Source organism: Cupriavidus oxalaticus (assembly GCF_016894385.1).
In the GTDB taxonomy this organism is placed as follows: Bacteria; Pseudomonadota; Gammaproteobacteria; order Burkholderiales; family Burkholderiaceae; genus Cupriavidus; species Cupriavidus oxalaticus.
In genome coordinates this window covers 686,030-711,066 of the sequence record NZ_CP069811.1, presented here as the reverse complement: position 1 = coordinate 711,066, position 25,037 = coordinate 686,030, and the positions used below count along the sequence as shown (strand labels likewise).

17 protein-coding genes, 2 tRNA genes and 3 rRNA genes are annotated in these 25,037 nt (G+C 65.3%); 10 read left to right on the top strand and 12 right to left on the bottom strand.

The window, feature by feature from the left end; genetic code table 11:
- Positions 1–9 precede the first annotated feature (9 nt).
- The 3 genes from nirD (at position 10) to JTE92_RS03115 (ending at position 4,477) form a co-directional block, all read left to right on the top strand.
- The gene (gene nirD, locus JTE92_RS03125; RefSeq protein WP_063241931.1) at positions 10–393 is read left to right on the top strand and encodes a nitrite reductase small subunit NirD; all 384 of its coding nucleotides are present in this window, start codon (positions 10–12) and stop codon (positions 391–393) included.
- A gap of 77 nt (positions 394–470) precedes the next feature.
- Positions 471–1,712 (top strand): NAD(P)/FAD-dependent oxidoreductase, encoded by a 1,242-nt coding sequence (locus JTE92_RS03120; protein WP_063241932.1) that lies wholly within the window; start codon positions 471–473, stop codon positions 1,710–1,712.
- A 41-nt stretch (positions 1,713–1,753) separates the two neighbouring features.
- Positions 1,754–4,477: a nitrate reductase gene (locus JTE92_RS03115; RefSeq protein WP_063241933.1), complete on the top strand. Its 2,724-nt coding sequence runs from the start codon at positions 1,754–1,756 to the stop codon at positions 4,475–4,477.
- A gap of 494 nt (positions 4,478–4,971) precedes the next feature.
- Here the strand turns inward: JTE92_RS03115 and rrf are convergent.
- From rrf to JTE92_RS03085, 6 genes are all read right to left on the bottom strand, one after another.
- A 5S ribosomal RNA gene (rrf, locus tag JTE92_RS03110) occupies positions 4,972–5,084 on the bottom strand.
- A gap of 113 nt (positions 5,085–5,197) precedes the next feature.
- Positions 5,198–8,172: ribosomal RNA gene (locus JTE92_RS03105) — 23S ribosomal RNA — on the bottom strand.
- Positions 8,173–8,468: 296 nt separating this feature from the next.
- Positions 8,469–8,544, bottom strand: a tRNA-Ala gene (locus JTE92_RS03100).
- An 11-nt stretch (positions 8,545–8,555) separates the two neighbouring features.
- Positions 8,556–8,632, bottom strand: a tRNA-Ile gene (locus JTE92_RS03095).
- A gap of 62 nt (positions 8,633–8,694) precedes the next feature.
- Positions 8,695–10,228: ribosomal RNA gene (locus tag JTE92_RS03090) — 16S ribosomal RNA — on the bottom strand.
- The 16S, 23S and 5S rRNA genes sit together here with 2 tRNA genes alongside, the layout of an rRNA operon.
- 200 nt (positions 10,229–10,428) lie before the next feature.
- Positions 10,429–10,701: a hypothetical protein gene (locus tag JTE92_RS03085; protein WP_204620451.1), complete on the bottom strand. Its 273-nt coding sequence runs from the start codon at positions 10,699–10,701 to the stop codon at positions 10,429–10,431.
- 13 nt (positions 10,702–10,714) lie between these two features.
- On the opposite strand from JTE92_RS03085, the gene JTE92_RS03080 reads away from it, so the two are divergent.
- Together JTE92_RS03080 and JTE92_RS03075 are read left to right on the top strand one after the other, a co-directional pair.
- The gene (locus tag JTE92_RS03080) at positions 10,715–12,310 is read left to right on the top strand and encodes an exonuclease domain-containing protein (protein WP_063242085.1); all 1,596 of its coding nucleotides are present in this window, start codon (positions 10,715–10,717) and stop codon (positions 12,308–12,310) included.
- Between the two features lie 121 nt (positions 12,311–12,431).
- Entirely contained in the window at positions 12,432–12,872 is a 441-nt protein-coding gene (locus tag JTE92_RS03075) for a hypothetical protein (protein ID WP_063242084.1), read from the top strand.
- A gap of 92 nt (positions 12,873–12,964) precedes the next feature.
- Here JTE92_RS03075 and JTE92_RS03070 read toward each other — a convergent pair whose 3' ends face one another.
- Positions 12,965–13,936 (bottom strand): pyridoxamine 5'-phosphate oxidase family protein, encoded by a 972-nt coding sequence (locus tag JTE92_RS03070; RefSeq protein ID WP_063242083.1) that lies wholly within the window; start codon positions 13,934–13,936, stop codon positions 12,965–12,967.
- A 60-nt stretch (positions 13,937–13,996) separates the two neighbouring features.
- A complete protein-coding gene (locus JTE92_RS03065) occupies positions 13,997–14,647 on the bottom strand; it encodes a glutathione S-transferase family protein (protein ID WP_063242082.1) in 651 nt (216 codons plus the stop codon).
- Between the two features lie 99 nt (positions 14,648–14,746).
- Here JTE92_RS03065 and JTE92_RS03060 point away from each other — a divergent pair, with 99 nt between their 5' ends.
- From JTE92_RS03060 to JTE92_RS03050, 3 genes are all read left to right on the top strand, one after another.
- Positions 14,747–15,649, top strand: a complete 903-nt coding sequence (locus JTE92_RS03060) for a LysR family transcriptional regulator (RefSeq protein ID WP_084254815.1) — start codon at positions 14,747–14,749, stop codon at positions 15,647–15,649.
- A 150-nt stretch (positions 15,650–15,799) separates the two neighbouring features.
- Entirely contained in the window at positions 15,800–16,486 is a 687-nt protein-coding gene (locus JTE92_RS03055) for a TetR/AcrR family transcriptional regulator (protein ID WP_063242080.1), read from the top strand.
- 123 nt (positions 16,487–16,609) lie between these two features.
- Positions 16,610–17,284 (top strand): histidine phosphatase family protein, encoded by a 675-nt coding sequence (locus tag JTE92_RS03050; RefSeq protein WP_063242079.1) that lies wholly within the window; start codon positions 16,610–16,612, stop codon positions 17,282–17,284.
- A gap of 288 nt (positions 17,285–17,572) precedes the next feature.
- Here the strand turns inward: JTE92_RS03050 and JTE92_RS03045 are convergent, their stop codons facing one another.
- From JTE92_RS03045 to JTE92_RS03035, 3 genes are all read right to left on the bottom strand, one after another.
- Positions 17,573–18,748: an acetyl-CoA C-acetyltransferase gene (locus tag JTE92_RS03045; RefSeq protein ID WP_063242078.1), complete on the bottom strand. Its 1,176-nt coding sequence runs from the start codon at positions 18,746–18,748 to the stop codon at positions 17,573–17,575.
- Between the two features lie 152 nt (positions 18,749–18,900).
- Positions 18,901–19,350 (bottom strand): PaaI family thioesterase, encoded by a 450-nt coding sequence (locus JTE92_RS03040; RefSeq protein ID WP_063242077.1) that lies wholly within the window; start codon positions 19,348–19,350, stop codon positions 18,901–18,903.
- A 4-nt stretch (positions 19,351–19,354) separates the two neighbouring features.
- Entirely contained in the window at positions 19,355–20,326 is a 972-nt protein-coding gene (locus JTE92_RS03035; RefSeq protein ID WP_063242076.1) for an NAD(P)H-dependent flavin oxidoreductase, read from the bottom strand.
- 201 nt (positions 20,327–20,527) lie between these two features.
- On the opposite strand from JTE92_RS03035, the gene JTE92_RS03030 reads away from it, so the two are divergent.
- Both JTE92_RS03030 and JTE92_RS03025 read left to right on the top strand, forming a co-directional pair.
- Positions 20,528–21,403 carry a crotonase/enoyl-CoA hydratase family protein gene (locus JTE92_RS03030; protein ID WP_063242075.1) on the top strand — a complete coding sequence of 292 codons (876 nt, stop codon included), beginning with the start codon at positions 20,528–20,530 and terminating at the stop codon, positions 21,401–21,403.
- A gap of 31 nt (positions 21,404–21,434) precedes the next feature.
- Positions 21,435–22,106, top strand: coding sequence for a nitroreductase (locus JTE92_RS03025; RefSeq protein ID WP_063242074.1), 672 nt, complete (start codon positions 21,435–21,437; stop codon positions 22,104–22,106).
- Positions 22,107–22,169: 63 nt separating this feature from the next.
- On the opposite strand, the gene JTE92_RS03020 is transcribed toward JTE92_RS03025, so the two are convergent.
- The gene (locus tag JTE92_RS03020) at positions 22,170–24,950 is read right to left on the bottom strand and encodes a winged helix-turn-helix domain-containing protein (RefSeq protein ID WP_063242073.1); all 2,781 of its coding nucleotides are present in this window, start codon (positions 24,948–24,950) and stop codon (positions 22,170–22,172) included.
- Positions 24,951–25,037 lie beyond the last annotated feature (87 nt).

Genomic DNA, 25,037 nt, shown 5'->3' with positions numbered 1-25,037 from the left:
GAGAACGTGATGAGCCATCCCCACCATCCCGAAACCTGGACCGCGGTCTGCACCGTTCGCGATATCGTGCCCAATACTGGTGTGTGCGCGCTGGTCGACGACAAGCAGATCGCCGTGTTCCGCATCGGCCGCGGCGAAGAGGTCTACGCCATCGACAACTTCGATCCCAACTCGCAGGCAGCGGTGCTGTCGCGCGGGCTGGTTGGCAACCTGGGCGAGCGCCTGGTGGTCGCCTCGCCCATCTACAAGCACCACTTCGACCTGCGCACCGGCGAATGCCTGGAAGCGCCGGAGCAGTCGGTCAACGCCTACGGCGCGCGCGTCTACGACGGCAAGGTGTGGGTTGCCGCCAGCGTGGCCCTGCGCGAGGCCGAGGAAGAACTCGCCGCCTGATCCGCCTTTTATCCACCTTTTTCGTCGCGCCCCCGATGCTCACCACCGCCTTCACGCCCAGCCCCGGAGATGCCGGCATGACGCCGCCCGATTCCACCCAGGCCCGTCCGCGCCTGGTCGTCGTCGGCAACGGCATGGCCGGCATGCGCACCGTCGAGGAGCTGCTCAAGCTCGCCCCGGACCTGTACGACATCACGGTGTTCGGCGCCGAGCCGCACGGCAACTACAACCGCATCCTGCTGTCGCCGGTGCTGGCTGGCGAGAAGACGGTGGCGGACATCATGCTCAACACGCGCGAGTGGTACGAAGAGAACGGCATCGAGCTGCTCGCCGGCGACCCCGTGGTGTCGATCGACCGGCCACGCCGCGTGGTGCGCTCGGCCTCGGGACGCGAGGTGCGCTATGACCGCCTGCTGCTGGCCACCGGCTCCAAGCCGTTCATCATCCCGGTGCCGGGCCACCAGCTCGACGGCGTGATCGCGTTCCGCGACATCCAGGACGTCGAGACCATGCTGCATGCCGCGCGCAATCATCGCCATGCGGTGGTGATCGGCGGCGGCCTGCTCGGACTGGAAGCTGCCAACGGATTGCTGCGCCAGGGCATGGACGTGACCGTGGTGCACCTGGCCGACAGCCTGATGGAACGCCAGCTCGACAAGCCCGCCGCCACGCTGCTCAAGGGCGCGCTGGAACGCAAGGGCCTGCGTTTCCTGCTGGGCGCGCAGACCGCGGAGATCCTCGGTACCGAGCGCGTCACCGGCGTGCGCTTCAAGGACGGCAGCGAAATCCCTGCCGACCTGGTGGTGATGACCGCCGGCGTGCGCCCCAACATCGAACTCGCCGCCGGCGCCGGCCTGCACTGCGAACGCGCCATCGTCGTCGACGACACGCTGCAGACCTACGATCCGCGCATCTATGCCGTCGGCGAGTGCGTCCAGCATCGCCAGGCCACCTTCGGGCTGGTCGCGCCGATCTGGGACCAGGCGCGCGTGTGCGCCGCCCATCTCGCCGGCGCCGGCCATCGCCGCTACGTGCAGCAGGCCACCGCGACTAAACTGAAAGTGACCGGCGTCGACCTGTATTCCGCCGGCGATTTCATCGGTGCGGAAGGCTCCGAAGACCTGGTGCTGCGCGACGCGCGCCGCGGTGTCTACAAGCGCCTGGTGCTGCAGGACGGCTGCCTGGTCGGCGCCGTGCTGTACGGCGACGTGCAGGACGGGCCGTGGTATTTCGACATGATCCAGCGCCGCACGCCGGTTGGTGCGCTGCGCCAGCGCCTGCTGTTCGGCAAGACGCAGTGCGAAGCGCTCGCTGCCTGAGCCTTACCAAAGCCATATAACGCCCCCCGCACGGAGAACGCGTGAACCTGTCCGACATCCCGGTTGTGTCCGCAACCCTGACCACTACCACCGCCACGACCTGCCCGTACTGCGGCGTCGGCTGCGGCGTGCGTGCCACGGTGCGCGCCGACGGCCAGGTCGAGATCGAGGGCGACGCGCAGCATCCGTCCAACCAGGGCCGGCTCTGCGTCAAGGGCTCGGCACTGGGCGAGACCGTGGACCTGGAAGGCCGCCTGCTCCATCCCAAGCTGCGCGATGCCGATGGTCAGCTGCAGCCGGTGTCGTGGGACCGTGCGCTCGATACCGTGGCGCAGGGCTTCAGCGACATCATCCGCCGCCATGGCCCCGACTCGGTGGCGCTCTACGTCTCGGGCCAGCTGCTGACCGAGGACTACTACGTTGCCAACAAGCTGATGAAGGGCTTCATCGGCAGCGCCAATATCGACACCAACTCGCGCCTGTGCATGTCGTCGGCCGTTGCCGGCCACAAGCGAGCATTCGGCGAAGACCTGGTGCCGGGCAGCTATGAAGACCTGGAACTGGCCGACCTGGTGGTGCTGGTGGGTTCCAACACCGCGTGGTGCCACCCGATCCTGTTCCAGCGCCTGTCCAAGGCCAAGGAAGCCCGCCCCGACATGAAGATCGTGGCGATCGACCCGCGCCGCACCGCCACCTGCGAGCTGGCCGACCTGCACCTGGCGGTGCGTCCCGGTACCGACGTCTGGCTGTTCAATGGCCTGCTCAGCTATCTCGCGCGGGAAGGCCATGCCGATGCGGCCTTCGTCGACGCAAGCACTGCGGGACTGGACCTGGCCCTGCAGGCAGCCAATGTCGATTGCGCCGATCCGGCTGCCGTCGCCCGCGCCTGCAAGCTCGGCGTGCAGGACGTGCTGGACTTCTATGCCCTGTTCGCCGGCACGGAAAAGACCGTGACCGCGTTCTCGCAAGGCGTCAACCAGTCTTCCGCCGGCACCGACAAGGTCAACAGCATCATCAACTGCCACCTGCTGACCGGCCGCATCGGCCGGCCCGGCATGGGCCCGTTCTCGCTGACCGGGCAGCCCAACGCCATGGGCGGGCGCGAGGTCGGCGGCCTGGCCAACATGCTGGCCGCGCATATGGAGCTGGCCAATCCGCTGCATCGCGACGTGGTGCAGAGCTTCTGGCAGTCACCGGTGGTGGCGGACCGCACCGGTTTGAAAGCCGTGGAGCTGTTCGAAGCGATCGAAGCCGGCCGCGTCAAGGCGGTCTGGGTCATCGCCACCAACCCGGTGGTCAGCCTGCCCGATGCCGACCAGGTGCGCCGCGCACTCGCCAGGTGCGAACTGGTTGTGGCCACCGACATCATCGAACGCACCGATACCAACGCGGGCGCGCACGTGCTGCTGCCCGCGCTGGGCTGGGGCGAGAAGGACGGCACCGTCACCAACTCGGAACGCCGCATTTCGCGCCAGCGCGCCTTCCTGGCCGCGCCGGGCGAAGCGCGCGCCGACTGGGACATCCTGTGCGACGTGGCACGCCGCATGGGCTTCAATGGCTTCGACTATGCCGGGCCGCACGAGATCTTCGACGAGCACGCGCGCCTGAGTGCCTGGCGCAACGACGACGCGCCGCGCGTTTTCGACATCGGCGGACTGGCGGGACTGGACAAAGCCGAGTACGACAGCCTGGAACCGGTCCAATGGCCGATCCCTGCCAACGGCGCGACCGACTCGCAGCGCCTGTTCGGCGACGGCCGCTATGCCCACGCCGATGGCCTGGCCCACTTCGTCGCCACGCCGACGCGCGCGCCCGCCAATGCGCCGGACGACGATTTCCCGCTGATCCTCAACACCGGCCGCGTGCGTGACCAATGGCACACCATGACGCGCACCGGCAAGTCGGCACGGCTCGCAGACCATCTGCCCGAGCCCTTCGTCGATATGCACCCGCAGGATGCGCTGCTGTGCGGCGTCGGGGAAGGCAAGCTGGCACGGGTCAGCACCCGATGGGGCGCGATGGTGGCGCGGGTGCGCCATGGCGGCGGCATCCCGCGTGGCAGCGTATTTGTACCGATTCACTGGAATGGGCAGTTCAGTTCCGATGCGCGTGTTGGCGCGCTGGTCAATCCGGTGGTGGATCCGGTCTCGGGCGAGCCGGAGTTCAAGCACACGCCGGTGCGGGTGGAGCCGTTCGGTGTCAGCTGGCACGGGTTCGTGCTGAGCCGCGGCGAGCTGCCGGCTGAGGCGCTGACCTACTGGACTCGCGTGCAAGGCCGCCAATTCCAGCGCTACGAATTTGCTGGCCGTGAAGCCGTTTCCGACCGTGCCGCATGGGCGCGTGAATTACTCGGCGTGGCGGATCCGGAAGCGGACTGGCTCGAATACGAGGACCGTACCGCGGGCGTCTACCACGCTGGCTATGTCGTCAATGACCGGCTTGAGGCCTGCGTTTATGTATCGACGCGACCTGAACTGCCGTCGCGTTCCTGGCTGGCCGGCCTGTTCGGCCGTGATCGGCTGGAGGACACGGATCGTATCGGGCTGCTGCTCGGCCAGCCGATGGAGAAAGGTGCTGACGCCGGGCCGACGGTGTGCTCGTGCTTTGGCGTGGGGCGCAATACCATCTGCGATGCTGTGCGGAAGCATGATTTGAAGACGCCGGCTGAGATTACTGCCTGCGTCAAGGCTGGCGGCAACTGCGGGTCTTGTGTGCCTGAGCTTAAGAAGTTGTTGGTGGAGATACGGGTGGTTGAGGCGGTTTGATGGCTTTTGGCTGCGGTTGGTGACATTCTGCGCTTTGTAGCGCCGGTGTCGTTATTTGTGACATGGCAGTATCTCAGGTCACGGGCCTTGGCACGGAACGCGTCGCTGCGCTCGCTTGGCGCTATCGCCGATGAGCCCACAAGCCTGTCCCTCCTCGCTTGTTTGGCCCCTCTCCCGCGAGCGGGAGAGGGGCCAAACTCACCTGGCGTAGCAGGTTCGAACCACCAGCCACATCGAACGGAAATCACCACCGCCCGAACCACCCACACCGATGAATTGATAGCCAGCCGCTCAGGCGACGCGCTTTTTGGTTATTTTTTTGGCGCTCGGCCAAAAAGTGACCCGCCCAGCAGGGCGGAACCAGGCGGTTCAACGGCCGACAGCATGTCATCAACAGCGACCAGCCCAAAAACACCACCCGGCAGCCAATTTCAAAACCAACAAAGCAAAAACCCCTCGCAGCACACGCTGTCGAGGGGTTTTGCACAATAAGAGCCTGGCGATGACCTACTTTCACACGGGAATCCGCACTATCATCGGCGCGGAGTTGTTTCACGGACCTGTTCGGGATGGGAAGGGGTGGTTCCAACTCGCTATGGTCACCAGGCATGAGGGGTTGCGGCGTTGCGCTTGCGTCAACGTCGCGAATAGGGATGTAGTCTTGGTTGTGTGTATCGTGGCACAAGGCGATCGACTCACCAGGTGAAACACACTGGTTATAGGATCAAGCCTTACGGGCAATTAGTACTGGTTAGCTTAACGCATTACTGCGCTTCCACACCCAGCCTATCAACGTCCTGGTCTCGAACGACCCTTCAAGGAGGTCAAGCCTCCAGGGAATCCTCATCTTCAGGCGAGTTTCCCGCTTAGATGCTTTCAGCGGTTATCTCTTCCGTACATAGCTACCCTGCGATGCCTCTGGCGAGACAACAGGTACACCAGCGGTACGTCCACTCCGGTCCTCTCGTACTAGGAGCAGCCCCCGTCAAGATTCCAACGCCCACGGCAGATAGGGACCAAACTGTCTCACGACGTTTTAAACCCAGCTCACGTACCTCTTTAAATGGCGAACAGCCATACCCTTGGGACCGGCTACAGCCCCAGGATGAGATGAGCCGACATCGAGGTGCCAAACACCGCCGTCGATATGAACTCTTGGGCGGTATCAGCCTGTTATCCCCAGAGTACCTTTTATCCGTTGAGCGATGGCCCTTCCATTCAGAACCACCGGATCACTATGTCCTGCTTTCGCACCTGCTCGACTTGTCGGTCTCGCAGTTAAGCACGCTTTTGCCATTGCACTTTAGGTACGATGTCCGACCGTACCAAGCGTACCTTCGAACTCCTCCGTTACACTTTGGGAGGAGACCGCCCCAGTCAAACTGCCTACCATGCACTGTCCCCGACCCGGATTCACGGGCCAAGGTTAGAACCTCAAACAAACCAGGGTGGTATTTCAAGGACGGCTCCACGTGAACTAGCGTCCACGCTTCTAAGCCTCCCACCTATCCTACACAGATCGGTTCAAAGTCCAATGCAAAGCTACAGTAAAGGTTCATGGGGTCTTTCCGTCTAGCCGCGGGGAGATTGCATCATCACAAACACTTCAACTTCGCTGAGTCTCGGGAGGAGACAGTGTGGCCATCGTTACGCCATTCGTGCAGGTCGGAACTTACCCGACAAGGAATTTCGCTACCTTAGGACCGTTATAGTTACGGCCGCCGTTTACCGGGACTTCAATCAAGAGCTTGCACCCCATCATTTAATCTTCCGGCACCGGGCAGGCGTCACACCCTATACGTCCACTTTCGTGTTTGCAGAGTGCTGTGTTTTTATTAAACAGTCGCAGCCACCATTTTATTGCAACCCCTTCACCCTTCTGGCGCAGGCCAGTCAAGCTACCAGGGCGTACCTTATCCCGAAGTTACGGTACCAATTTGCCGAGTTCCTTCTCCCGAGTTCTCTCAAGCGCCTTAGAATACTCATCTCGCCCACCTGTGTCGGTTTGCGGTACGGTCTCGTATGACTGAAGCTTAGAGGCTTTTCTTGGAACCACTTCCAATTGCTTCGCAGCTCTAGGCCGCTCGCCCCACATCCTTGAATCCCGCGCCCGGATTTGCCTGAGCGCCTTCTCCAATGCAGGGACCGGGACTTCCAACACCCGGACAACCTTCCGCGATCCGTCCCCCCATCGCATCATACGACGGTGCAGGAATATTAACCTGCTTCCCATCAGCTACGCATCTCTGCCTCGCCTTAGGGGCCGACTCACCCTACGCCGATGAACGTTGCGTAGGAAACCTTGGGCTTACGGCGAGGGGGCCTTTCACCCCCTTTATCGCTACTCATGTCAGCATTCGCACTTCTGATACCTCCAGCATCCTTTACAAGACACCTTCACAGGCTTACAGAACGCTCTCCTACCACGCGTGCGCTCCTTTAAATCCACTAGCATGCACACCACAACGATCATTGTTGGTGTGCTTTGTCGATGCTGCGCATCGACAAGCTTGGTGCACTTAAAGGAACGCACGCGTCCGCAGCTTCGGTATATAGCTTAGCCCCGTTACATCTTCCGCGCAGGACGACTCGATCAGTGAGCTATTACGCTTTCTTTAAAGGGTGGCTGCTTCTAAGCCAACCTCCTGACTGTTTTAGCCTTCCCACTTCGTTTCCCACTTAGCTATATTTGGGGACCTTAGCTGGCGGTCTGGGTTGTTTCCCTCTTGACACCGGACGTTAGCACCCGATGTCTGTCTCCCGTGATTGCACTCTTCGGTATTCGGAGTTTGCTATGGCGGGGTAATCAGCAATAGACCCCCCAACCATGACAGTGCTCTACCCCCGAAGGTGAGACACGAGGCACTACCTAAATAGTTTTCGGAGAGAACCAGCTATTTCCAGATTTGTTTAGCCTTTCACCCCTATCCACAGCTCATCCCCTAACTTTTCAACGTTAGTGGGTTCGGTCCTCCAGTACGTGTTACCGCACCTTCAACCTGGCCATGGATAGATCATCTGGTTTCGGGTCTACACCCAGCGACTCAACGCCCTGTTCGGACTCGCTTTCGCTACGCCTGCCCTAATCGGTTAAGCTTGCCACTGAATGTAAGTCGCTGACCCATTATACAAAAGGTACGCCGTCACCCCCGAAGAGGCTCCGACTGTTTGTATGCATGCGGTTTCAGGATCTATTTCACTCCCCTCCCGGGGTTCTTTTCGCCTTTCCCTCACGGTACTGGTTCACTATCGGTCGATCACGAGTATTTAGCCTTGGAGGATGGTCCCCCCATCTTCAGACAGGATTTCACGTGTCCCGCCCTACTTGTCGTACACCTAGTTCCACAACGCTGTTTTCGCATACAGGGCTATCACCTGCTACGGCCGGGCTTTCCATCCCGTTCTGCTAACAACACTGCTAAAGAGTACAAGGCTGTTCCCATTTCGTTCGCCACTACTCTGGGAATCTCGGTTGATTTCTGTTCCTGCAGCTACTTAGATGTTTCAGTTCGCCGCGTTCGCTTCCCACACCTATGGATTCAGTGTGGGATGACCCATTCGGGCCGGGTTTCCCCATTCGGACATCTCCGGATCAAAGCTCGTTTGCCAGCTCCCCGAAGCTTTTCGCAGGCTACCGCGTCCTTCATCGCCTGTGATCGCCAAGGCATCCACCACATGCACTTGTTCGCTTGACCCTATAACGAGTGTGTCTCGATTGCTCGAAACGTCGCTACAGGTTGAGTTCTCGCATTTGTGCCGTATTCCAAGTCATCTTTCGATCACTTAAATACATTTTGGTTGATACAATCACAACCCGGTATCGCGTTTTGTGCTACAGCGTCTCATCAACGCTCGCGCGACACCTTTACTACATCCCATATTGTTAAAGAACAGCCGACTTTCGTCGCTTGGCAATGCCAAATGCAAACGCTCAATCCTTAAGCGCTTGCATTTGACCACCAATCCAAGGTAACCAGGCCCATCGAAGCGATGGTGGAGGATGACGGGATCGAACCGACGACCCCCTGCTTGCAAAGCAGGTGCTCTCCCAGCTGAGCTAATCCCCCTTCGGATAACTTGGTGGGTCTGGTAGGACTTGAACCTACGACCCCCGCCTTATCAAGACGGTGCTCTAACCACCTGAGCTACAGACCCTTGGCTGTAACAGCAAACAAACCGATAAGTGTGAACGCTAGGCTTGAGACGCAAGCCTCTGGAAAGGAGGTGATCCAGCCGCACCTTCCGATACGGCTACCTTGTTACGACTTCACCCCAGTCATGAACCCTGCCGTGGTAATCGCCCTCCTTGCGGTTAGGCTAACTACTTCTGGCAAAACCCACTCCCATGGTGTGACGGGCGGTGTGTACAAGACCCGGGAACGTATTCACCGCGGCATGCTGATCCGCGATTACTAGCGATTCCAGCTTCACGTAGTCGAGTTGCAGACTACGATCCGGACTACGATGCGTTTTCTGGGATTAGCTCCCCCTCGCGGGTTGGCAACCCTCTGTACGCACCATTGTATGACGTGTGAAGCCCTACCCATAAGGGCCATGAGGACTTGACGTCATCCCCACCTTCCTCCGGTTTGTCACCGGCAGTCTCTCTAGAGTGCTCTTGCGTAGCAACTAGAGACAAGGGTTGCGCTCGTTGCGGGACTTAACCCAACATCTCACGACACGAGCTGACGACAGCCATGCAGCACCTGTGTCCACTTTCCCTTTCGGGCACCTGATGCATCTCTGCTTCGTTAGTGGCATGTCAAGGGTAGGTAAGGTTTTTCGCGTTGCATCGAATTAATCCACATCATCCACCGCTTGTGCGGGTCCCCGTCAATTCCTTTGAGTTTTAATCTTGCGACCGTACTCCCCAGGCGGTCAACTTCACGCGTTAGCTACGTTACTGAAGAAATGAATCCCCAACAACTAGTTGACATCGTTTAGGGCGTGGACTACCAGGGTATCTAATCCTGTTTGCTCCCCACGCTTTCGTGCATGAGCGTCAGTCACGTCCCAGGGGGCTGCCTTCGCCATCGGTATTCCTCCACATCTCTACGCATTTCACTGCTACACGTGGAATTCTACCCCCCTCTGACATACTCTAGCCTGACAGTCACAAGCGCCATTCCCAAGTTGAGCTCGGGGATTTCACGCCTGTCTTATCAAACCGCCTGCGCACGCTTTACGCCCAGTAATTCCGATTAACGCTCGCACCCTACGTATTACCGCGGCTGCTGGCACGTAGTTAGCCGGTGCTTATTCTTCCGGTACCGTCATCCACGCCAGGTATTAACCAGCGCGTTTTCTTTCCGGACAAAAGTGCTTTACAACCCGAAGGCCTTCTTCACACACGCGGCATTGCTGGATCAGGGTTGCCCCCATTGTCCAAAATTCCCCACTGCTGCCTCCCGTAGGAGTCTGGGCCGTGTCTCAGTCCCAGTGTGGCTGATCGTCCTCTCAGACCAGCTACTGATCGTCGCCTTGGTAGGCTCTTACCCCACCAACTAGCTAATCAGACATCGGCCGCTCCTGTCGCGCGAGGCCGTTACCGGTCCCCCGCTTTCACCCTCAGGTCGTATGCGGTATTAGCTAATCTTTCGACTAGTTATCCCCCACGACAGGGCACGTTCCGATGTATTACTCACCCGTTCGCCACTCGCCACCAGGCCGAAGCCCGTGCTGCCGTTCGACTTGCATGTGTAAGGCATGCCGCCAGCGTTCAATCTGAGCCAGGATCAAACTCTTCAGTTCAATCTCTGTGTGGACCCGAAGGTCCTCGCTCTTTCGAGCGGTCGCTCACTCTCAGAAAACTGACTGACCAGATCCGAAGACCCAGTCACGTTTTGCTGTGCGAGCACTGTATAACTTGTGAAGCCACACTGTCCGAAGACAGCGGCGTCCGCTACCCAGCGCCCACACTTATCGGTTGTTTGTTTGTTAAAGAACTTCGCTCACCGGCTTTGCCGTTCAGCGCGCTGCGTTGTCTGCAGCAGAGAAGCGAGATTATGCAGAGCTTTCTTCGTTTCGTCAACCGTTTCAGCAATCTTTTTTTGCTGCAGCCAGCGCGCCAACTTCGCCGCGCCAACCCACCGGTCGACCCCGCAACCCTTGCCAGTGCTGCCTTGCAGCGCCGCGTTGTGTTGCGAGGGGGCGAATATTAAGGGACCCGAAGGTGCTTGGCAAGGGGTTTCTGAAAACTTCTTCGTGCCGCCATCGCGGGACACTTAAAATCGGCTGATGCCGGATATCCCCACTTACCTGCCGTCGCGCATGCCTGCGGACGGCAAACACTTTGCAGACGCTCTGGCGCTCGCCACGGCGCTGTCGCGCCCCATCGTCTTTGTCGACCTGGAAACCACCGGTGCCGATGCCCAGCGTGACCGGATCACCGAGATCGGCGTCGTCGAGGTCGGCCCGGACGGGATTACTGAATGGGACACGTTGCTGGACCCCGGCATAGGGATCCCACCGTTCATCCAGCGCATGACCGGCATCTCCGACGAGATGGTGCGCGGCCAGCCCACGTTCGAGTCACTCGCCGAGCCACTTGCCGAACGCCTGCAGGGCCGTCTTTTCGTGGCCCATAACGCCCGCTTCGATTATGGCTTCCTGAAGAACGCCTTCCGGCGCGCCGGCGTCACGTTCCGTGCGGATGTGCTGTGCACGGTACGCCTTTCGCGCTCGCTGTACCCGTCCGTGGAACGCCATGGCCTCGATGCGCTGATCGCCCGTTTTGGCCTGAAGCCCAAGGGCCGGCACCGCGCCCTGGCCGATGCCGAGCTGCTATGGCAATTCTGGCAAAAGATCCACCACACCTATTCGGTCGAACTGGTCGAGGCTGCGGTGCGTTCCCTGGTTCGCCGCGCCAGCTTGCCGGCCGGCCTTGACGAGACCGCACTGGAAGACGTACCTGCCACCCCCGGTGTCTATATCTTCTATGGCGACGACGACGTCCCGCTATACGTAGGCAAGAGCGTGCACCTGCGCCAGCGCATCGGCGCCCATTTCTCGGGTGACTACCGCTATGGCAAGGATATGCGGCTGGCGCGGCTGGTGCGCCGGGTCGAGTGGCGCGAGACCGGCGGCGAGACCGGCGCGCTGCTGCTCGAGGCCAGGCTGGTCAAGGTGATGCAGCCTGTCCACAACCAGCTGCTGCGCAGCAATGCGCGGCTCTACGCATGGGAGCTGCCGCCGCAATTGCCGGTGCCGCGCCTGCGCACCAGCCGCGACACTGATTTCTGCCGGCATCGCGACCTGTTCGGCGCCTTTGGCAGCCGCGGTGCGGCCGAGGCGCGCTTGCGTGCGCTGGCCGAGGAACACGGGTTGTGCATGGCCACGCTGTCACTGGAAAAGACCACGAGGCGGGGCAACCCCTGCTTCGCGCGGCAGGTCCACCGCTGCGCCGGCGCCTGCGTCGGTGCGGAGCCGTCCGCCGCGCACCGCGCCCGCCTGGCCACCGCACTGGCGCCGCTGGCACTGGTGCCGTGGCCTTTTGACGGCCCGGTGGCATGGCGCGAGGAACATGCCGGACGCGCGTGGTGGCATGTCGCCAGCGACTGGTGCTATCTGGGTTGCTCGGCCACGCTCGACGAGGCCCGCGCGCTGGCCGCTGCCCCGGCGCACTTCGATCTGGACACCTACCATATCCTGGCCCCGCGCATGGCACAGTGGATGCCGGAAACGGTCCCGCTGCCGGTAGCGAGTCTGTTCGAACTGACCCCGCCGGCCATGCCGCAGGATGCAGTGCGGCCGGTGCGTGCCGCACCGGGGACCGCCCCACGCAGGCCAACCCGCGTGGCCGGCCAGCAAGCCCTGGATCTGTTCGCCGACTGAACCGCGGCGCCGGCTGCCCGCTGTGTGTGCTGGCGCGCAGTCCGTGCTTGTGGGCAAGCGCGCCCTTCCGTTAGTCTCGACGGACCGCCCTTGCCGCCGGGCGCGCCGATGCGGAGTGTCCATGCCTGCCAAACTGTTCCGTCCTGCCGAAACGGCCCGCGGCGCCGCGCGAATGCGCGCGTGCCTGGCCATCCTCTGGGCCGGGGCCTTCACCGGCGCGTGTGCCATCCTGGGCGGCAACGCCATGCAGGACATCTTCGACTCCTGGAAGAACGTCTCTGTCGACGAGGCCAAGCGCCAGTGGGGACCGCCACATGCGGTTCAGGCGATGCCGTCCGGCACCGCCTATGTCTGGAACGAGACCATCCCGGCAGCCCGCGCGCCAGGCAGCGGTCCCCGCGATGCCGGCATGGAACGCACGCCGACGCCGGGCCATTGCCAGCGCAAGCTGATCGCGGGCCCGGATGGCATTGTCATCGGCGGCGAATGGAGCGGCGATGCCTGCTGCATCAGCACGCTGATCGGCCACTGTGCCGCACTGAAATACCGCGGACGCGGCTGACTGGCGGCACGGCGCCTTGAGGCACGGCGTGAGCAGCGGGATCGAGTCCGCCATCATCTGAACCCGTCTCGTCGCAGAGCGGGCAGCACCGCTCAGGCCGCCGGCCAGGCGCCGGTGGCAGCCAGCACCGGCGAGTATTCGCGCAACTGCCAGCGCATCGGCAGCACCGACGGGCGCCGCGCCAACCGCTCGACATGCAGCCGTACCAGCCGCTCCGCCCCGGCGAATGCCGCCAGCTCGGCGCCGTCCCAGATCACTTCGGCATGCCCGCCGACATGGAGCAGCGCGCCTTCGGCAAAATCGGGCACCACCAGGCCGGCGCGCGGGTTCTCCAGCAGGTTGCCGACGGTATTGAAGAAGTTGTTGCCATTGAAATCCGGGAACGTGAGCGTGCCATCGTCGTCCACGCGGACAAAGCCCGGCTTGCCGCCGCGGTGCGATACATCGACGCCGCCGGTATGCTCGCCCTCCTCCGGCGACGCAGCATGGCTGGTGGCAATGAACAGCGTATCGGCCGCGCGCAGCCATGCTGCCGCATCGTCGTCCAGCGCCGTGCCGTGCCAGGCCGGCATGGGCGTTCCCGGCAGGGCCGCGGTGGCTTCGCGCAGCTGGATATAGCGCGGGCAGTTGCCGAAGCTCTGCTCGACTTCGACCGTGAACCCGCGCTGGTCGCGCGCGACGATGATGCCGTTCATCCGGTTGCGCCGGCGCGTGGCGAGCTCGATGCCAAGCAACCCGACGCGCGTACCGTGCTCCAGTGCCTGTTCCAGCGGATCGCCAGGCAGCGGCAAGGCGTCGATGCGCAAGGTCGTGGCCGCGGGGCTGCAAGCAAACCCGGGCGCGCCGGCAAGCACCGATGCCCACGGCAAGCCGCCGGCATCGACCGCGCCGACCAGCAGGAATGGCAGTTGGGCAAAGAAGTCGCGATGCTGCTGGGGCATTTCGCCGCGGATCACGCGCGCGCCGGCCGCCGCCATGCGCTCGCGCTTGCCGGCGCGCTGCTGCGCGGCCAGTTCCCCGGTGTGGAAAGGCAGGCCGGCATGCGGCCAGGCTGGCAGTTCCATGATGGACTCCTTGGCTGATGCAGCCGGCGCTTACGCGCGGCGGCTTCGGGTTGTCCGGCCTCAGGCAGCCCGGCCGGCGCGGGATGCGATCATCGGCACGAAGCCGGGCAATGCCTCGATGCGGCGCAGCCACGCGTTCAGTGCGGGATATGGCGCCAATGGCACGTTGCCTTCTTCGGCGCGGGCAATGTAGCTGTAGGCGGCGACGTCGGCGAGCGTGGCATGGCTGGCGGCCAGGAACGGCTGCTCGGCCAGCAGGGGTTCCATCAGCACGAACAGGCGCTGCGCGCGGGCGATGGCGTCATCCAGCGGCACCGGCCGCCCGAACAGCACGCCCAGGCGGGCCGCAGCCGGACCAAACGCGATTTCGCCAGCGGCCACAGACAGCCAGCGCTGCACGCGCGCGGCGCCGACCGGGTCGCGCGGCAGCCAGCGGCCATCGTCATAGCGCGTGGCCAGGTAGACCAGGATCGCGTTGGAATCGCCAAGCACGACGCCGTTGTCGTCCAGCACCGGCACCTGTCCGAAGGGGTTGAGCCGCAGGAACGGCTCGCGATGCTGTTCGCCGCCGCGCAGGTCGACATCGACCAGCCGGTACGGCAGTCCGAGCAGCGACAGGAACAACTCGGCGCGATGGGCGTGGCCCGACAGCGGCGAGCGGTAAAGGACGAGCGGAACCCTGGGCTCAGCGGAATGGTTGGCGGCTTGCATGACACGCTCCTCGGCGGGTTGGGATAGCGGGATTCTGGACGCGGAAGGAGATGCAATAAATGGGGCGTTTGATATTTGACTACTCCGGAAATCGGAGTAATGTGTGGCGCCATGGACAAGCTCCGAGCCATGCAGACCTTCGTGCGGATCGTCGACGCGGGCAGCCTGACGGCCGCCGCGGCGACGCTGCACACCTCCCTGCCCGCGGTGGTGCGCACGCTGGCCGCGCTCGAATCCGAGCTGCAGGTGCGGCTGCTCAACCGCACCACGCGGCGGCTGTCGCTGACCGGCGAGGGGCGCAGCTACCTGGACAGCTGCCGGCGCATCCTAGCCACCATCGATGAGGTCGAGGCCGGCCTGACTGCCAGCCATGTCGAGCCCAGCGGCCAGCTCACGCTGACCGCGCCGGTGCTGTTCGGGCAGATGTATATCGCGCCGGCGGTCACGCGCTTCGTGCAGCGCTATCCGCGCGTGCGCTGCCGCATGGAATTCACCGACCGCGTGGTGAACCTGCTGGAAGAAGAACTCGACGTGGGCATACGCATCGGCCCGCTGGCGGACTCGACGCTGGTGGCGCAGCCGCTCGGCCATATCCGGCGCGTGGTGGTAGCCACCCCCGCCTGCCTGCGCAAGCATGGCACGCCGCGCCACCCCGACGACCTCGCGCGCGCCAATTGCGTGCGCTTCACCGGCAATGCCGCGCACTGGTGGACATTCCAGGAAAACGGCAAGCCGTTCCAGGTGCAGGTGACGGGCAACCTCGAGTTCAACCAGACCGCGCCGGCCGTTGCCGCTTGCGCGGAAGGCGCCGGCTTCGGCAATTTCCTTTCGTACCAGGTGGCGCAACTGGTGCAGGCACGCAAGCTGCGCATTGTGCTGGAGACGTTCGAGCAGCCAGCCTGGCCGCTGTCCTTGATCTATCCGCATGCGCGCTTGCTGCCGGCGCGCACGCGCGCCTTTATCGACTGGATGCGCGACGACCTCGGTCCGCGCTTCCGCTGAGACAGCGTTAGACGAGCATGCGTGCCGTGCGCGCATGCGTGGCCACCCACCCGTTCGCCGCGACCAGCCACCCGACAAAAGCCTTGACGCAGCGCGGCGCGCACCGGTATTTTGCAAAAGCGAATCCGAATTCGAATACGGAAAATCCCTATGCCAGCGACGTCGTCCGGCCTTTCGGCCACATCTTCCTTCCCCCGTATCGATACGCCCTCGATCCTGCAGCCGCCGCGGCAGCGGCGCGCGCGCGAAACCGAGCAGGCCCTGCTCGGCGCAGGCCGAGAACTGCTGGCGAAGCGCGATTTCGCCGCAGTTTCGGTGGCCCAGATCGCCGCTGCGTGCCAGGTGTCGGTGGGCGCTTTCTATGGCCGCTTCCGCGACAAGATGGCTTATTTCGAGGCGTTGCGCGCGCTGGTGATGGAGGAAACCTCGGCATCGATCGACCGCTACCTCGCGCAGGAGCGCTGGGAAGACGTGCCGACCTCCGTGCTGCTCGACAAGGCCGCGCGCTTCATGGTGCTGGGCACGCTGGCCAATCGCGGCGTGATGCGCGCATCGCTGCGGCATGCCTCGACGAAGCCGGAAGAGTGGCAGCCCCACCGCCAGAATGGCGAAGCGATCGTCGAGCGGATGGTGCAGTTGCTGGTACCACGGCTGTCGCTGCCCGCCGATATCGCCGAACTGCGTGTGCGCTTTGCCATGCAGGCGGTCTTCAGCGTGCTGGTCAATGCCCTGCTGAACGATTCCGGGCCGCTGCATCTCGACGATGAACGGATGATCCCCGAACTGAGCCGCATGATGGCGGGGTACCTCGGCGTCACTGACAACGCCCAGGCCTGAACTGGCACGGTAATGCAGCGCGCCCATGGCTGCTATGAATTCCGTAGTGCTTGCTTGGCGGCGGCGCACGGTCTCTCTAGAATGCGTCCACGCTGACTGCATCGACGTACACTGAGACCGCACATGGCCACGCTTTTCCTCGTCCGTCACGGACAAGCCTCGTTTGGCGCCGCCAACTACGATTGCCTGTCGGAGACAGGCCGCCAGCAGGCGCGCTGGCTGGGCGAATACTTCAGCGAGCGCGGCTTGCGCTTCACACACGTGGCCGCGGGCAACCTGGTGCGGCAGCAGGACACCGCGCGCGAGATCCTGGCCGCGATGGGCCAGCCGCAAGCGGAAATTGCCACGCATCCGGGCCTGAATGAATATGACGGCGAGGCGCTGTACCGCTGCCACACCGGCGGCGCCGACCACCGCGCCCACCAGAACGGCGACTACAACGACTACTGGCGCACGTTCCGCGCCGCGTACCATGCCTGGACCCAGGATGGCCTGGCCGACATGACGGAAAGCTGGACCGATTTCGGCGCGCGCATTGCCGGCGCGCTGACGCAAGCCTGCGAAGGCGCCACGCGTGAAGACGCCATCCTCGTGGTCAGTTCCGGCGGCGCCATCGGCCGCGCCACCGCCGACCTGCTCGGCGCGCCCGCAGCCACTGCCATCGAAATGAACCTGCAGTTCCGCAATACCGCGTTCTGCGAAATCATCGTCGGCCGCGGCGTGCAGCGCTTGCTGAGCTTCAACAATATCCCGCACCTCGATCGGCCGGAACGCCGCGGCGCGCTGACCTTTGCCTGAATGCCGATACACAGGCGCCACGCGCAACAACGACAAACCCGCCTGAAGGCGCAATGCTGTTCAGTTAACCACAGTCGTTCCCGCGAAGGCGGGAATGACGGTGGGGCTTGATACCTGAACTGAACGGCATTACGCCTGACAGCGGGTTTTCTCTTTGGCGTGGAACGCTCCGGCAACTGGCGCGAGCACTTTGACATGCCCGCGCCGCCGGTCCTTCTCCCTTTACTACCTTTTTCTACCTTTTACTGCTGCATTCCTTCGCCGGGCGCCGACGCAGGCGCCAACGCCTTACAGGCGTTCGACGATAGTGACGTTGGCCAGCCCGCCGCCTTCGCACATGGTCTGCAGGCCGTAGCGCTTGCCGTGCGTATGCAGCGCATGCACCAGCGTCGTCATCAGCTTGGCGCCCGAGCCGCCCAGCGGATGGCCCAGCGCGATCGCGCCGCCATGCACGTTGAGGCGTTCCGGATCGGCGCCGGTTGCCTGCAGCCAGGCCAGCGGCACGGGTGCAAAGGCTTCGTTGACTTCGAACAGGTCGATGTCGCTGATGCTCAGACCGGCCTTCTTCAGCGCGTGCATGGTTGCCGGCAGCGGCGCCTCGAGCATCACCACCGGGTCGTGGCCGATCACGGTCATATGGTGCACGCGCGCCAGCGGCTTGACGCCGAGCTTCTTCAGGCCAGCCTCGTTGACCACCAGCAGGCCGGCGGCGCCGTCGCAGATCTGGCTCGACGAGGCAGCGGTCACGCGGCCGCCTTCGGCGATCAGCTTGACCGAGCCGATGCTTTCCATCGATGCGTCATAGCGGATGCCCTCGTCGGAGGTATGCATTTCGCCATTGGCGCCGTCCGCGGTGCGCACCTCGACCGGGACGATCTCGGCGTTGAAGCGGCCCGCCTTGGTCGCTGCCGCTGCGCGCTGGTGGCTGAGCAGCGCGTAGGCATCGAGCTGCTCGCGCGACAGGTTGTACTTGCGCGCGATCATCTCCGCGCCGGTGAACTGGCTGAACTGCACGCCGGGGTAGCGCGCCTCGATGCCCGGGCTCTTGGGCACGCCGAAGCCGTTCTTGGCCGGCAACTGCGACGACAGGCCCATCGGCACGCGCGTCATGCTTTCCACGCCGGCCGCGATCACGATATCCATCGCGCCCGACATCACCGCCTGCGCGGCGAAGTGCAGCGCCTGCTGCGACGAGCCGCACTGGCGGTCGACCGACGTGCCCGGCACGCTTTCCGGCAGCCGCGAAGCGAGGATGGCGTTGCGCGCCACGTTGCCGGCCTGCTCGCCGACCTGGCTGACGCAGCCCATGATGACGTCTTCGACCAGCGCGGGATCGGCGCCGGTGCGCTCGACCAGCGCATCGAGCACCTGCGCGGCAAGGTCGGCCGGATGCCAGCCCGACAGCTTGCCGCCCTTGCGCCCGCCGGCGGTCCGTGCCGCGGCGACGATATATGCCTCTGCCATGTGATCTCCTTGTTCGGTGCCAGCCGCCCCGCGGCCGGCCGGTGCTTGATGCGGGGTGCCGGCGGCTGCCGGCAGGTTGGACCGTATTGTTGTCCCGGGCCGGCCGGCCAGCGTCGTCGGAAGCGACGAAGTTAGCCTGCCGCCCTGGGCGTCTAGGCGCGCGGCGCGAGCACCGCGAAGATCGCGGTGGCGCGCAGCAGGCAGCGCTCGCCGCTGACCAGCCGGCAGCTGCCGTAGCGCAGCCGCGAGCCGAGCTTGTCGAACTCCACGCGTGCCTCGACCCAGTCGCCCAGGCGCGCGGAGTCCAGGAAGTCCAGGCTCAGGTTGGCGGTGACCGCGCTCTTCTCGCGCCCGGTCTCCAGCGACATCATCATGCCGATGGCGGTATCGGCCAGCGTCGCCAGCATGCCGCCGTGCGGGATGCCGAGGTTGTTGAGATGGCTCTCGTCGATGCGCACCGCCAGCGTGCGCCGTTCGCGGTTCAGGTAGAGCTGGCCGAAGTTGGCCATGTAGCCGCCCAGTTGCCGCAGCGGCACGAAGCCTGGCGGGATGGTGCTGTCGGCCGCCTGCGGCATTGCCGCCTCGATTCCGGCTTCGGCCATGGCGTCAGCCAAAGTAGCGCGAAGCCGAGCCAAGGTGCTCGCGGCATTCGCGGACCATGCGCGCGAGCAGTTCCTCGCAGCTCGGCACGTCGTCGATCAGGCCCACGCACTGGCCGGCGCTGATGATGCCGCCATCGGTCTCGCCCGCCTTCAGCGCAGCCTTGCCGCGCACGCCGGCGACCAGGTGCTTGACGTCTTCGAACTGCGCGCCGCCGGGGCGGCGCTCGATGCTCACGACTTCGTCCGACACGGCGTTCTTCAGCACGCGCGCGGTGTTGTGCAGCGTGCGGAAGATCAGGTTGGTGTCGCGCTCGCTGGCCTGCACCAGCGCCTGCTTGACGTTGTCGTGGATCGGCGCTTCCTGGGTGGCGCAGAAGCGCGTGCCCATGTTCACGCCCTCGGCGCCCAGCACCAGCGCGGCGGCCATGCCGCGGCCGTCGGCGATGCCGCCCGAGGCGATCACCGGCACCGACAGCCTGCGTGCCGCCAGCGGGATCAGCACCATGCCGGGGACATCGTCCTCGCCCGGGTGGCCGGCGCACTCGAAGCCGTCGATCGACACCGCGTCGACGCCCAGGCGCTCGGCCGACAGCGCATGGCGGATCGCCACGCACTTGTGGATCACCTTCAGGCCGGCGGCCTTGGCGCGCGCGATGTGTTCCTTGGGGTTGTTGCCGGCGGTCTCCAGCACCTTGACGCCGTTCTCGATGATGACGTCGAGGTAGCGCGCGTACGGCGGCGGGTTGATGGACGGCAGCAGCGTCAGGTTCACGCCGAATGGCTTGTCGGTCATATCGCGGCAGCGGCGGATTTCTTCGCCCAGCGCCTCGGGGGTCGGCTGCGTCAGCGCGGTGAGGATGCCCAGCCCGCCGGCGTTGGAGACGGCCGACGCCATTTCCGCGTAGCCCACCCATTGCATGCCGCCCTGGATGATCGGGTAGCGGATGCCAAGCAGTTCGGTGATTCGAGTCTTCATGATTGTCCTTTGTGCTGTCAGCCAGCGGGCCTTGACGGCGGTCGGGCCAGTCTAAGGCGTGGGCCCGCGGCATGCTTCGTCGGAAGCGACGATTGCGGGCGGCGCATTCTGCACTAGTGTTGGCTGTCCCCGCGCCGTTCCGGGCCCTTGCCGCCCTCCGGCCCGCAGCACCCCGCCCCCTTTTCCTCAGCAGGAGTCGCCATGACGCAAGCCACGCCTTCGTTCGAAACCCTGCGCTACGCCGTCGAAGACGGTGTCGCCACCATCACGCTGCATCGCCCGGACCAGCTCAACGCCTTTACCGCGCAGATGATGCAGGACCTGATCGCCGCCTTCGACGCCACCGATGCCGACGACAACGTCCGCGCGGTGATCGTCACCGGCGCGGGCCGCGCCTTCTGCGCCGGCGCCGACCTGTCCGGCGGCGGCTCGACCTTCGATTTCGAGAAGCGCTATGGCGCCAGCCCCGACACCGCGCACCGCGACGGCGGCGGCCGCGTGTCGCTGCGCATCTTCCGCAGCCTCAAGCCGGTGATTGCCGCGGTCAACGGCGCCGCCGTGGGCGTGGGCGTGACCATGCAGTTGCCGATGGATATCCGGCTGGCCTCGACCGACGCCAGGTTCGGCTTCGTGTTCGCGCGCCGCGGCATCACGCCGGAGGCCGCCTCGTCGTGGTTCCTGTCGCGCGTGGTCGGCGTTTCGACGGCGCTGGAATGGTGCTACACCGGCCGGGTGTTCTCGGCACAGGAGGCGCACGAGCGCGGGCTGGTGCGCTCGCTGCACGCGCCCGAGGACCTGCTGCCTGCGGCACAGGCGATCGCGCGCGAGATCGCCGACAACGCCGCGCCGGTGTCGGTGGCGATCTCGCGCCAGCTGATCTGGCGCATGGCCGGCGCCAGCCACCCCATGGAGGCGCACAAGCTCGACAGCCGGGCGATCCAGTCGCGCGGGCGCTCCGCCGACGTCAAGGAAGGCGTCAGCGCGTTCCTGGAAAAGCGCCCGGCCGCGTTCCCCGACACCGTCTCGCACGACCTGCCGGACTTCTTCGACTGGCGCGGCGAGCCGCCGTTCGCCTGAAGCCAGCGCCCACAGTCCTACCGGAGTCAGCATGAAAGTCAGTCAAGCCGTCGCCAGCCGCAAGTCCGTCCGCGGCTTCCTGGACAAGCCCGTGCCAGCCGACACCATCCGCCGCGTGCTCGATGCCGCGGCGCGCGCGCCGTCGGGCGGCAACCTGCAGCCCTGGCACATCCACGTGATCGGCGGCGAGGCGCTGGAGCGCCTGCGCGGCATCATGCGCGAGCGCATCGCGCACGCGCCCAAGGGCGAAGACCGCGAATACCACGTCTACCCGCCCGAGCTGGTTGCGCCCTACCGCGACCGCCGCTTCGAGGTGGGCGAGTCGCTCTACCACTACCTCGGCATCCCGCGCGAAGACAAGGCCCGGCGGCTGGCGCAGTTCGCCAGCAACTTCACCTTCTTCGGCGCGCCGCTGGCGCTGTTCTGCACCGTGGACCGGCGCATGGGCCCGCCGCAGTGGTCGGACCTCGGCATGTACCTGCAGACCGTGATGCTGCTGCTGCGCGAGGAAGGGCTCGACAGCTGCGCGCAGGAATGCTGGGCGATGTATCCGGAGACCATCGGCAGCTTCCTGCAGCTGCCGGCCGAGCGCATGCTGTTCACCGGCATGGCGATCGGCTACGAGGATCCCGAGGCGCCGGCCAACCAGTTGCGCGCAGCGCGCGCGCCGCTGACGGAGTTCGCCGAATTCATCGGCGTCTGAGTCGGCGTTTGAGTCGGTATCGAGCCCGACCGCCGCACGCAGCTATCGCTCGCGGCGGCCGGCTCACAGCAGGCCCAGCTGCCGCGCGATCGCCACCGCCTGGGTGCGGTTGCTGGCGTGCAGCTTGGCGCTGATATTGCGCAGGTGCGTGCGCACCGTGGTCTCGGACACGAACAGGCGCTCGGCCATGGCGACGTTGGAGAAGCCTTCGGCCAGCAACTGCAGCACCTTCTGCTCCTTGGGCGTCAGCGGCTCCACCAGCGCCGGCGGTGCGGGCCGGCCGGCCGTGCCGCCAGGCGCTGCGCCGGCTTGCTTGCCGCATGCCTGCAGCAGCTTTTCCACGTAGGCGGATGGCAGGCTGGCGCCCTGGCGCGCGCAGGCGTCGGCCACCAGCCGGCGCACGTCGTCGCCTTCGTCGGCAAAAATCCGCACGAAGCCCTCCGCCGCGCCGAAGCGCAATGCCTCGCCCATCACCACCAGCGCATGCGCGCCGTCGCCGCTGCGCTGGCACGCCTGCGCCAGCAGGATGCGCAGCTTGAGCGCGCGGCGCATCAGCTGGTTGCTGGTGGCGGCCGCCAGCTCTCGCTCGATCGCGTCGCGCACCTGCGCGCCGGGACGGGCATGCACGTCCAGCCGCAGCCTGCCGACAAATATGTCCTCGACGTCGCTGGCAAACGAGCTGACGCCCGGGCGCGTGCGCCACAGCGCGGGATCGGCGGCGCGCTCGATCGCCTCTTGCGCGGCGTGCACATTGCCCTGGCGCAGCGCCAGCCGCGCGCGCTCCAGCATTGCCGCCATCACCAGCCGGCTCAGGCCGCGGTGGTGGCCGAGCGCCTCCAGCTGTGCCAGCCATTCGTGAGCCTGGTCCCTGTCGCCACGCTCGAAGGCGATGCGAGCCAGCACGGTGTGGCCGGTGATGATCTGGTCCGGCAGGCCGAGATCGCGCGACAGCGGCAGGTACACGTTGAGCAGCCGGCTGGCGCGTTCGGTATCGCCGCTCTCGTACAGCCCTTCGGCCAGCAGGATGCCGGCCATGGCGTTGCCGTTGGTCGGGCCGAAGCGGTTCGGCAGCATCGTGCGCGCGGCAATGCGGAAGCGCGCCAGCGCCTGCTGCAGCCGTCCCTGGCGCAGGTCGATCAGGCCTTCGACCGATTCGGAGAAGATCTTGTTGAAGTTGCTGTCCGAGCCGCGCACGGCCTGGCGCGCGATCTGCAGCAGCCGGCGCGCCTCGGGATAGTCGCCGATCACCGCGGCCAGCCGCGCCATCGACGTGCCCAGGATCGCGTCCGGGAAGGCGTAGCCCATCGGCAGCGGCGGCACCTCGTTGCGGGCGAAGGCGCGCGCGTCGTCGAAGCGGTCCATCATGTTGAGCAGCACGTGGCGCAGCGCGCGGATATGCGCGAGCAGGTCGCCGGCCGCGCCTTCGGTCGGGATCGCCTGCAGCAGCGCGATCGCGTCGGCCGGGCCGCGCGTGAACGCCACCGCCCACGCATGTGCGATCTGCAGCTTGGGCCAGCGCGCCAGCTCCTGCGCCGGCACCGCCTCCAGCCAGCGCGTCAGCAGCCGCATGCGGCCCTGCCCCAGCAGGTCATCGACGGCGCTGTCCAGCAGTTCCAGCGCATGGCCCAGCGCGCCGGCCGCGAGTGCGTGCTCGATGGCGGGCACCGGGCGGCCCTGCGCTTCATACCAGCGCGAGGCGGCCAGGTGCAATGGCGGCACGGCTTCTGGCATCGACTGCGCCAGCTGGCCGCGCAGGAAGCCGGAAAACAGGCTGTGATAGCGGTACCACTGCTCCGGCGCCGCGCCGGTGCCGCGCTCGCCGTAGCGCTCGCTCTCCAGCGGCAGCAGGAACAGGTTGGCGCGCTCCAGCCAGGCCAGGATCTCGTCGCTGCCGCCAGCGCCGCCGGCTGAAGGCGGCGCGGCCTGGCAGACCGCGTCGCAGAGCGGGCCGCACAGCTGGTCGAGGATCGAGGTCCGCAACAGGAAGTCACGCACCGCCTCGGGCAGGTGCAGGAAGACGTCTTCGACCAGGTAGTCGGCAATCGCCGCGTTGGAGCCGGAGAAGCCGGCGATGAAGCCCTCGGGCTGGCTGCGCCGCTCCATCGCCACCGAGGCCAGCCATAGTGCCGTGGCCCAGCCTTCGGTGCGCCGGTGCAGCGCGCTGATTGCGGCTGGCTGCAATTTGAGCCCACGGGCCTGGCGCAGGAAGGATTCGGTCTCGCTGGCGCTGAAGCGCAGTTGCGCGGGCTCGATCTCGATCAGTTCGCCGCGCGCGCGCAGCCGGCCCAGGCCGCTCTCCGGCACCCAGCGCGTGCCGATCACGACACGGCAGCCCGGCGGCAGGCTTTCGACCATCTGCCACACCAGGCCGCTGACGGCGGCGTTCTGGATCGATTCGAAATCGTCGAGGAACAGCGTGAAGGCACCGCTGTGGCCAGCCAGCCGGTCGATCAGCGCCAGCGCCTGCTCGCCGGGATCCTGCACCAGCCCCGAGCGCGGCGGCTGGGCCGCAGTGCCGAGCGCCTGCGCGATGGCGGCCTCGACCGAGCCCAGGAAGCGGGTGGCATCGTTGTCTGAGCGGTCAAGGGTGAGCCAGGCGGTACGCCCGCCGGCGGCGTCCAGGCGCGCACGGCACTGGAGCATGGCGGTGGTCTTGCCGAAGCCCGCAGGCGCGCGCACCAGCACGAGCTTGACGAAGTCCGCCGCGCACACGGCGTCGCAGATCGCCGTGCGCTCGACCTGGAACGGCGTCAGCAGCGGCGGACGCAGCTTGGCTGCCAGCGCAGCGGCGCCGGCGCCGGTGGCAGACGGCATGCGCCGCCCGGTCTCCTCGATACTTGCCATTGGCGATTTGTCGTCTTCCGCGCCGCACCGCCCCTGCGGCAATGCGAAGGGCAATGCGAAGCGATGCGCCCGCCCGCGCAGCGGCGC

Bases quoted from the DNA above. Each gene is read 5' to 3' on its own strand.
- nirD (WP_063241931.1), top strand. From the start codon at position 10: ATGAGCCATCCCCACCATCCCGAAACCTGGACCGCGGTCTGCACCGTT.
- JTE92_RS03120 (WP_063241932.1), top strand. From the start codon at position 471: ATGACGCCGCCCGATTCCACCCAGGCCCGTCCGCGCCTGGTCGTCGTC.
- JTE92_RS03080 (WP_063242085.1), top strand. From the start codon at position 10,715: ATGCCGGATATCCCCACTTACCTGCCGTCGCGCATGCCTGCGGACGGC.
- JTE92_RS03075 (WP_063242084.1), top strand. From the start codon at position 12,432: ATGCCTGCCAAACTGTTCCGTCCTGCCGAAACGGCCCGCGGCGCCGCG.
- JTE92_RS03070 (WP_063242083.1), bottom strand. From the start codon at position 13,936: ATGGAACTGCCAGCCTGGCCGCATGCCGGCCTGCCTTTCCACACCGGG.
- JTE92_RS03065 (WP_063242082.1), bottom strand. From the start codon at position 14,647: ATGCAAGCCGCCAACCATTCCGCTGAGCCCAGGGTTCCGCTCGTCCTT.
- JTE92_RS03060 (WP_084254815.1), top strand. From the start codon at position 14,747: ATGTGTGGCGCCATGGACAAGCTCCGAGCCATGCAGACCTTCGTGCGG.
- JTE92_RS03055 (WP_063242080.1), top strand. From the start codon at position 15,800: ATGCCAGCGACGTCGTCCGGCCTTTCGGCCACATCTTCCTTCCCCCGT.
- JTE92_RS03050 (WP_063242079.1), top strand. From the start codon at position 16,610: ATGGCCACGCTTTTCCTCGTCCGTCACGGACAAGCCTCGTTTGGCGCC.
- JTE92_RS03045 (WP_063242078.1), bottom strand. From the start codon at position 18,748: ATGGCAGAGGCATATATCGTCGCCGCGGCACGGACCGCCGGCGGGCGC.
- JTE92_RS03040 (WP_063242077.1), bottom strand. From the start codon at position 19,350: ATGGCCGAAGCCGGAATCGAGGCGGCAATGCCGCAGGCGGCCGACAGC.
- JTE92_RS03035 (WP_063242076.1), bottom strand. From the start codon at position 20,326: ATGAAGACTCGAATCACCGAACTGCTTGGCATCCGCTACCCGATCATC.
- JTE92_RS03030 (WP_063242075.1), top strand. From the start codon at position 20,528: ATGACGCAAGCCACGCCTTCGTTCGAAACCCTGCGCTACGCCGTCGAA.
- JTE92_RS03025 (WP_063242074.1), top strand. From the start codon at position 21,435: ATGAAAGTCAGTCAAGCCGTCGCCAGCCGCAAGTCCGTCCGCGGCTTC.
- JTE92_RS03020 (WP_063242073.1), bottom strand. From the start codon at position 24,950: ATGGCAAGTATCGAGGAGACCGGGCGGCGCATGCCGTCTGCCACCGGC.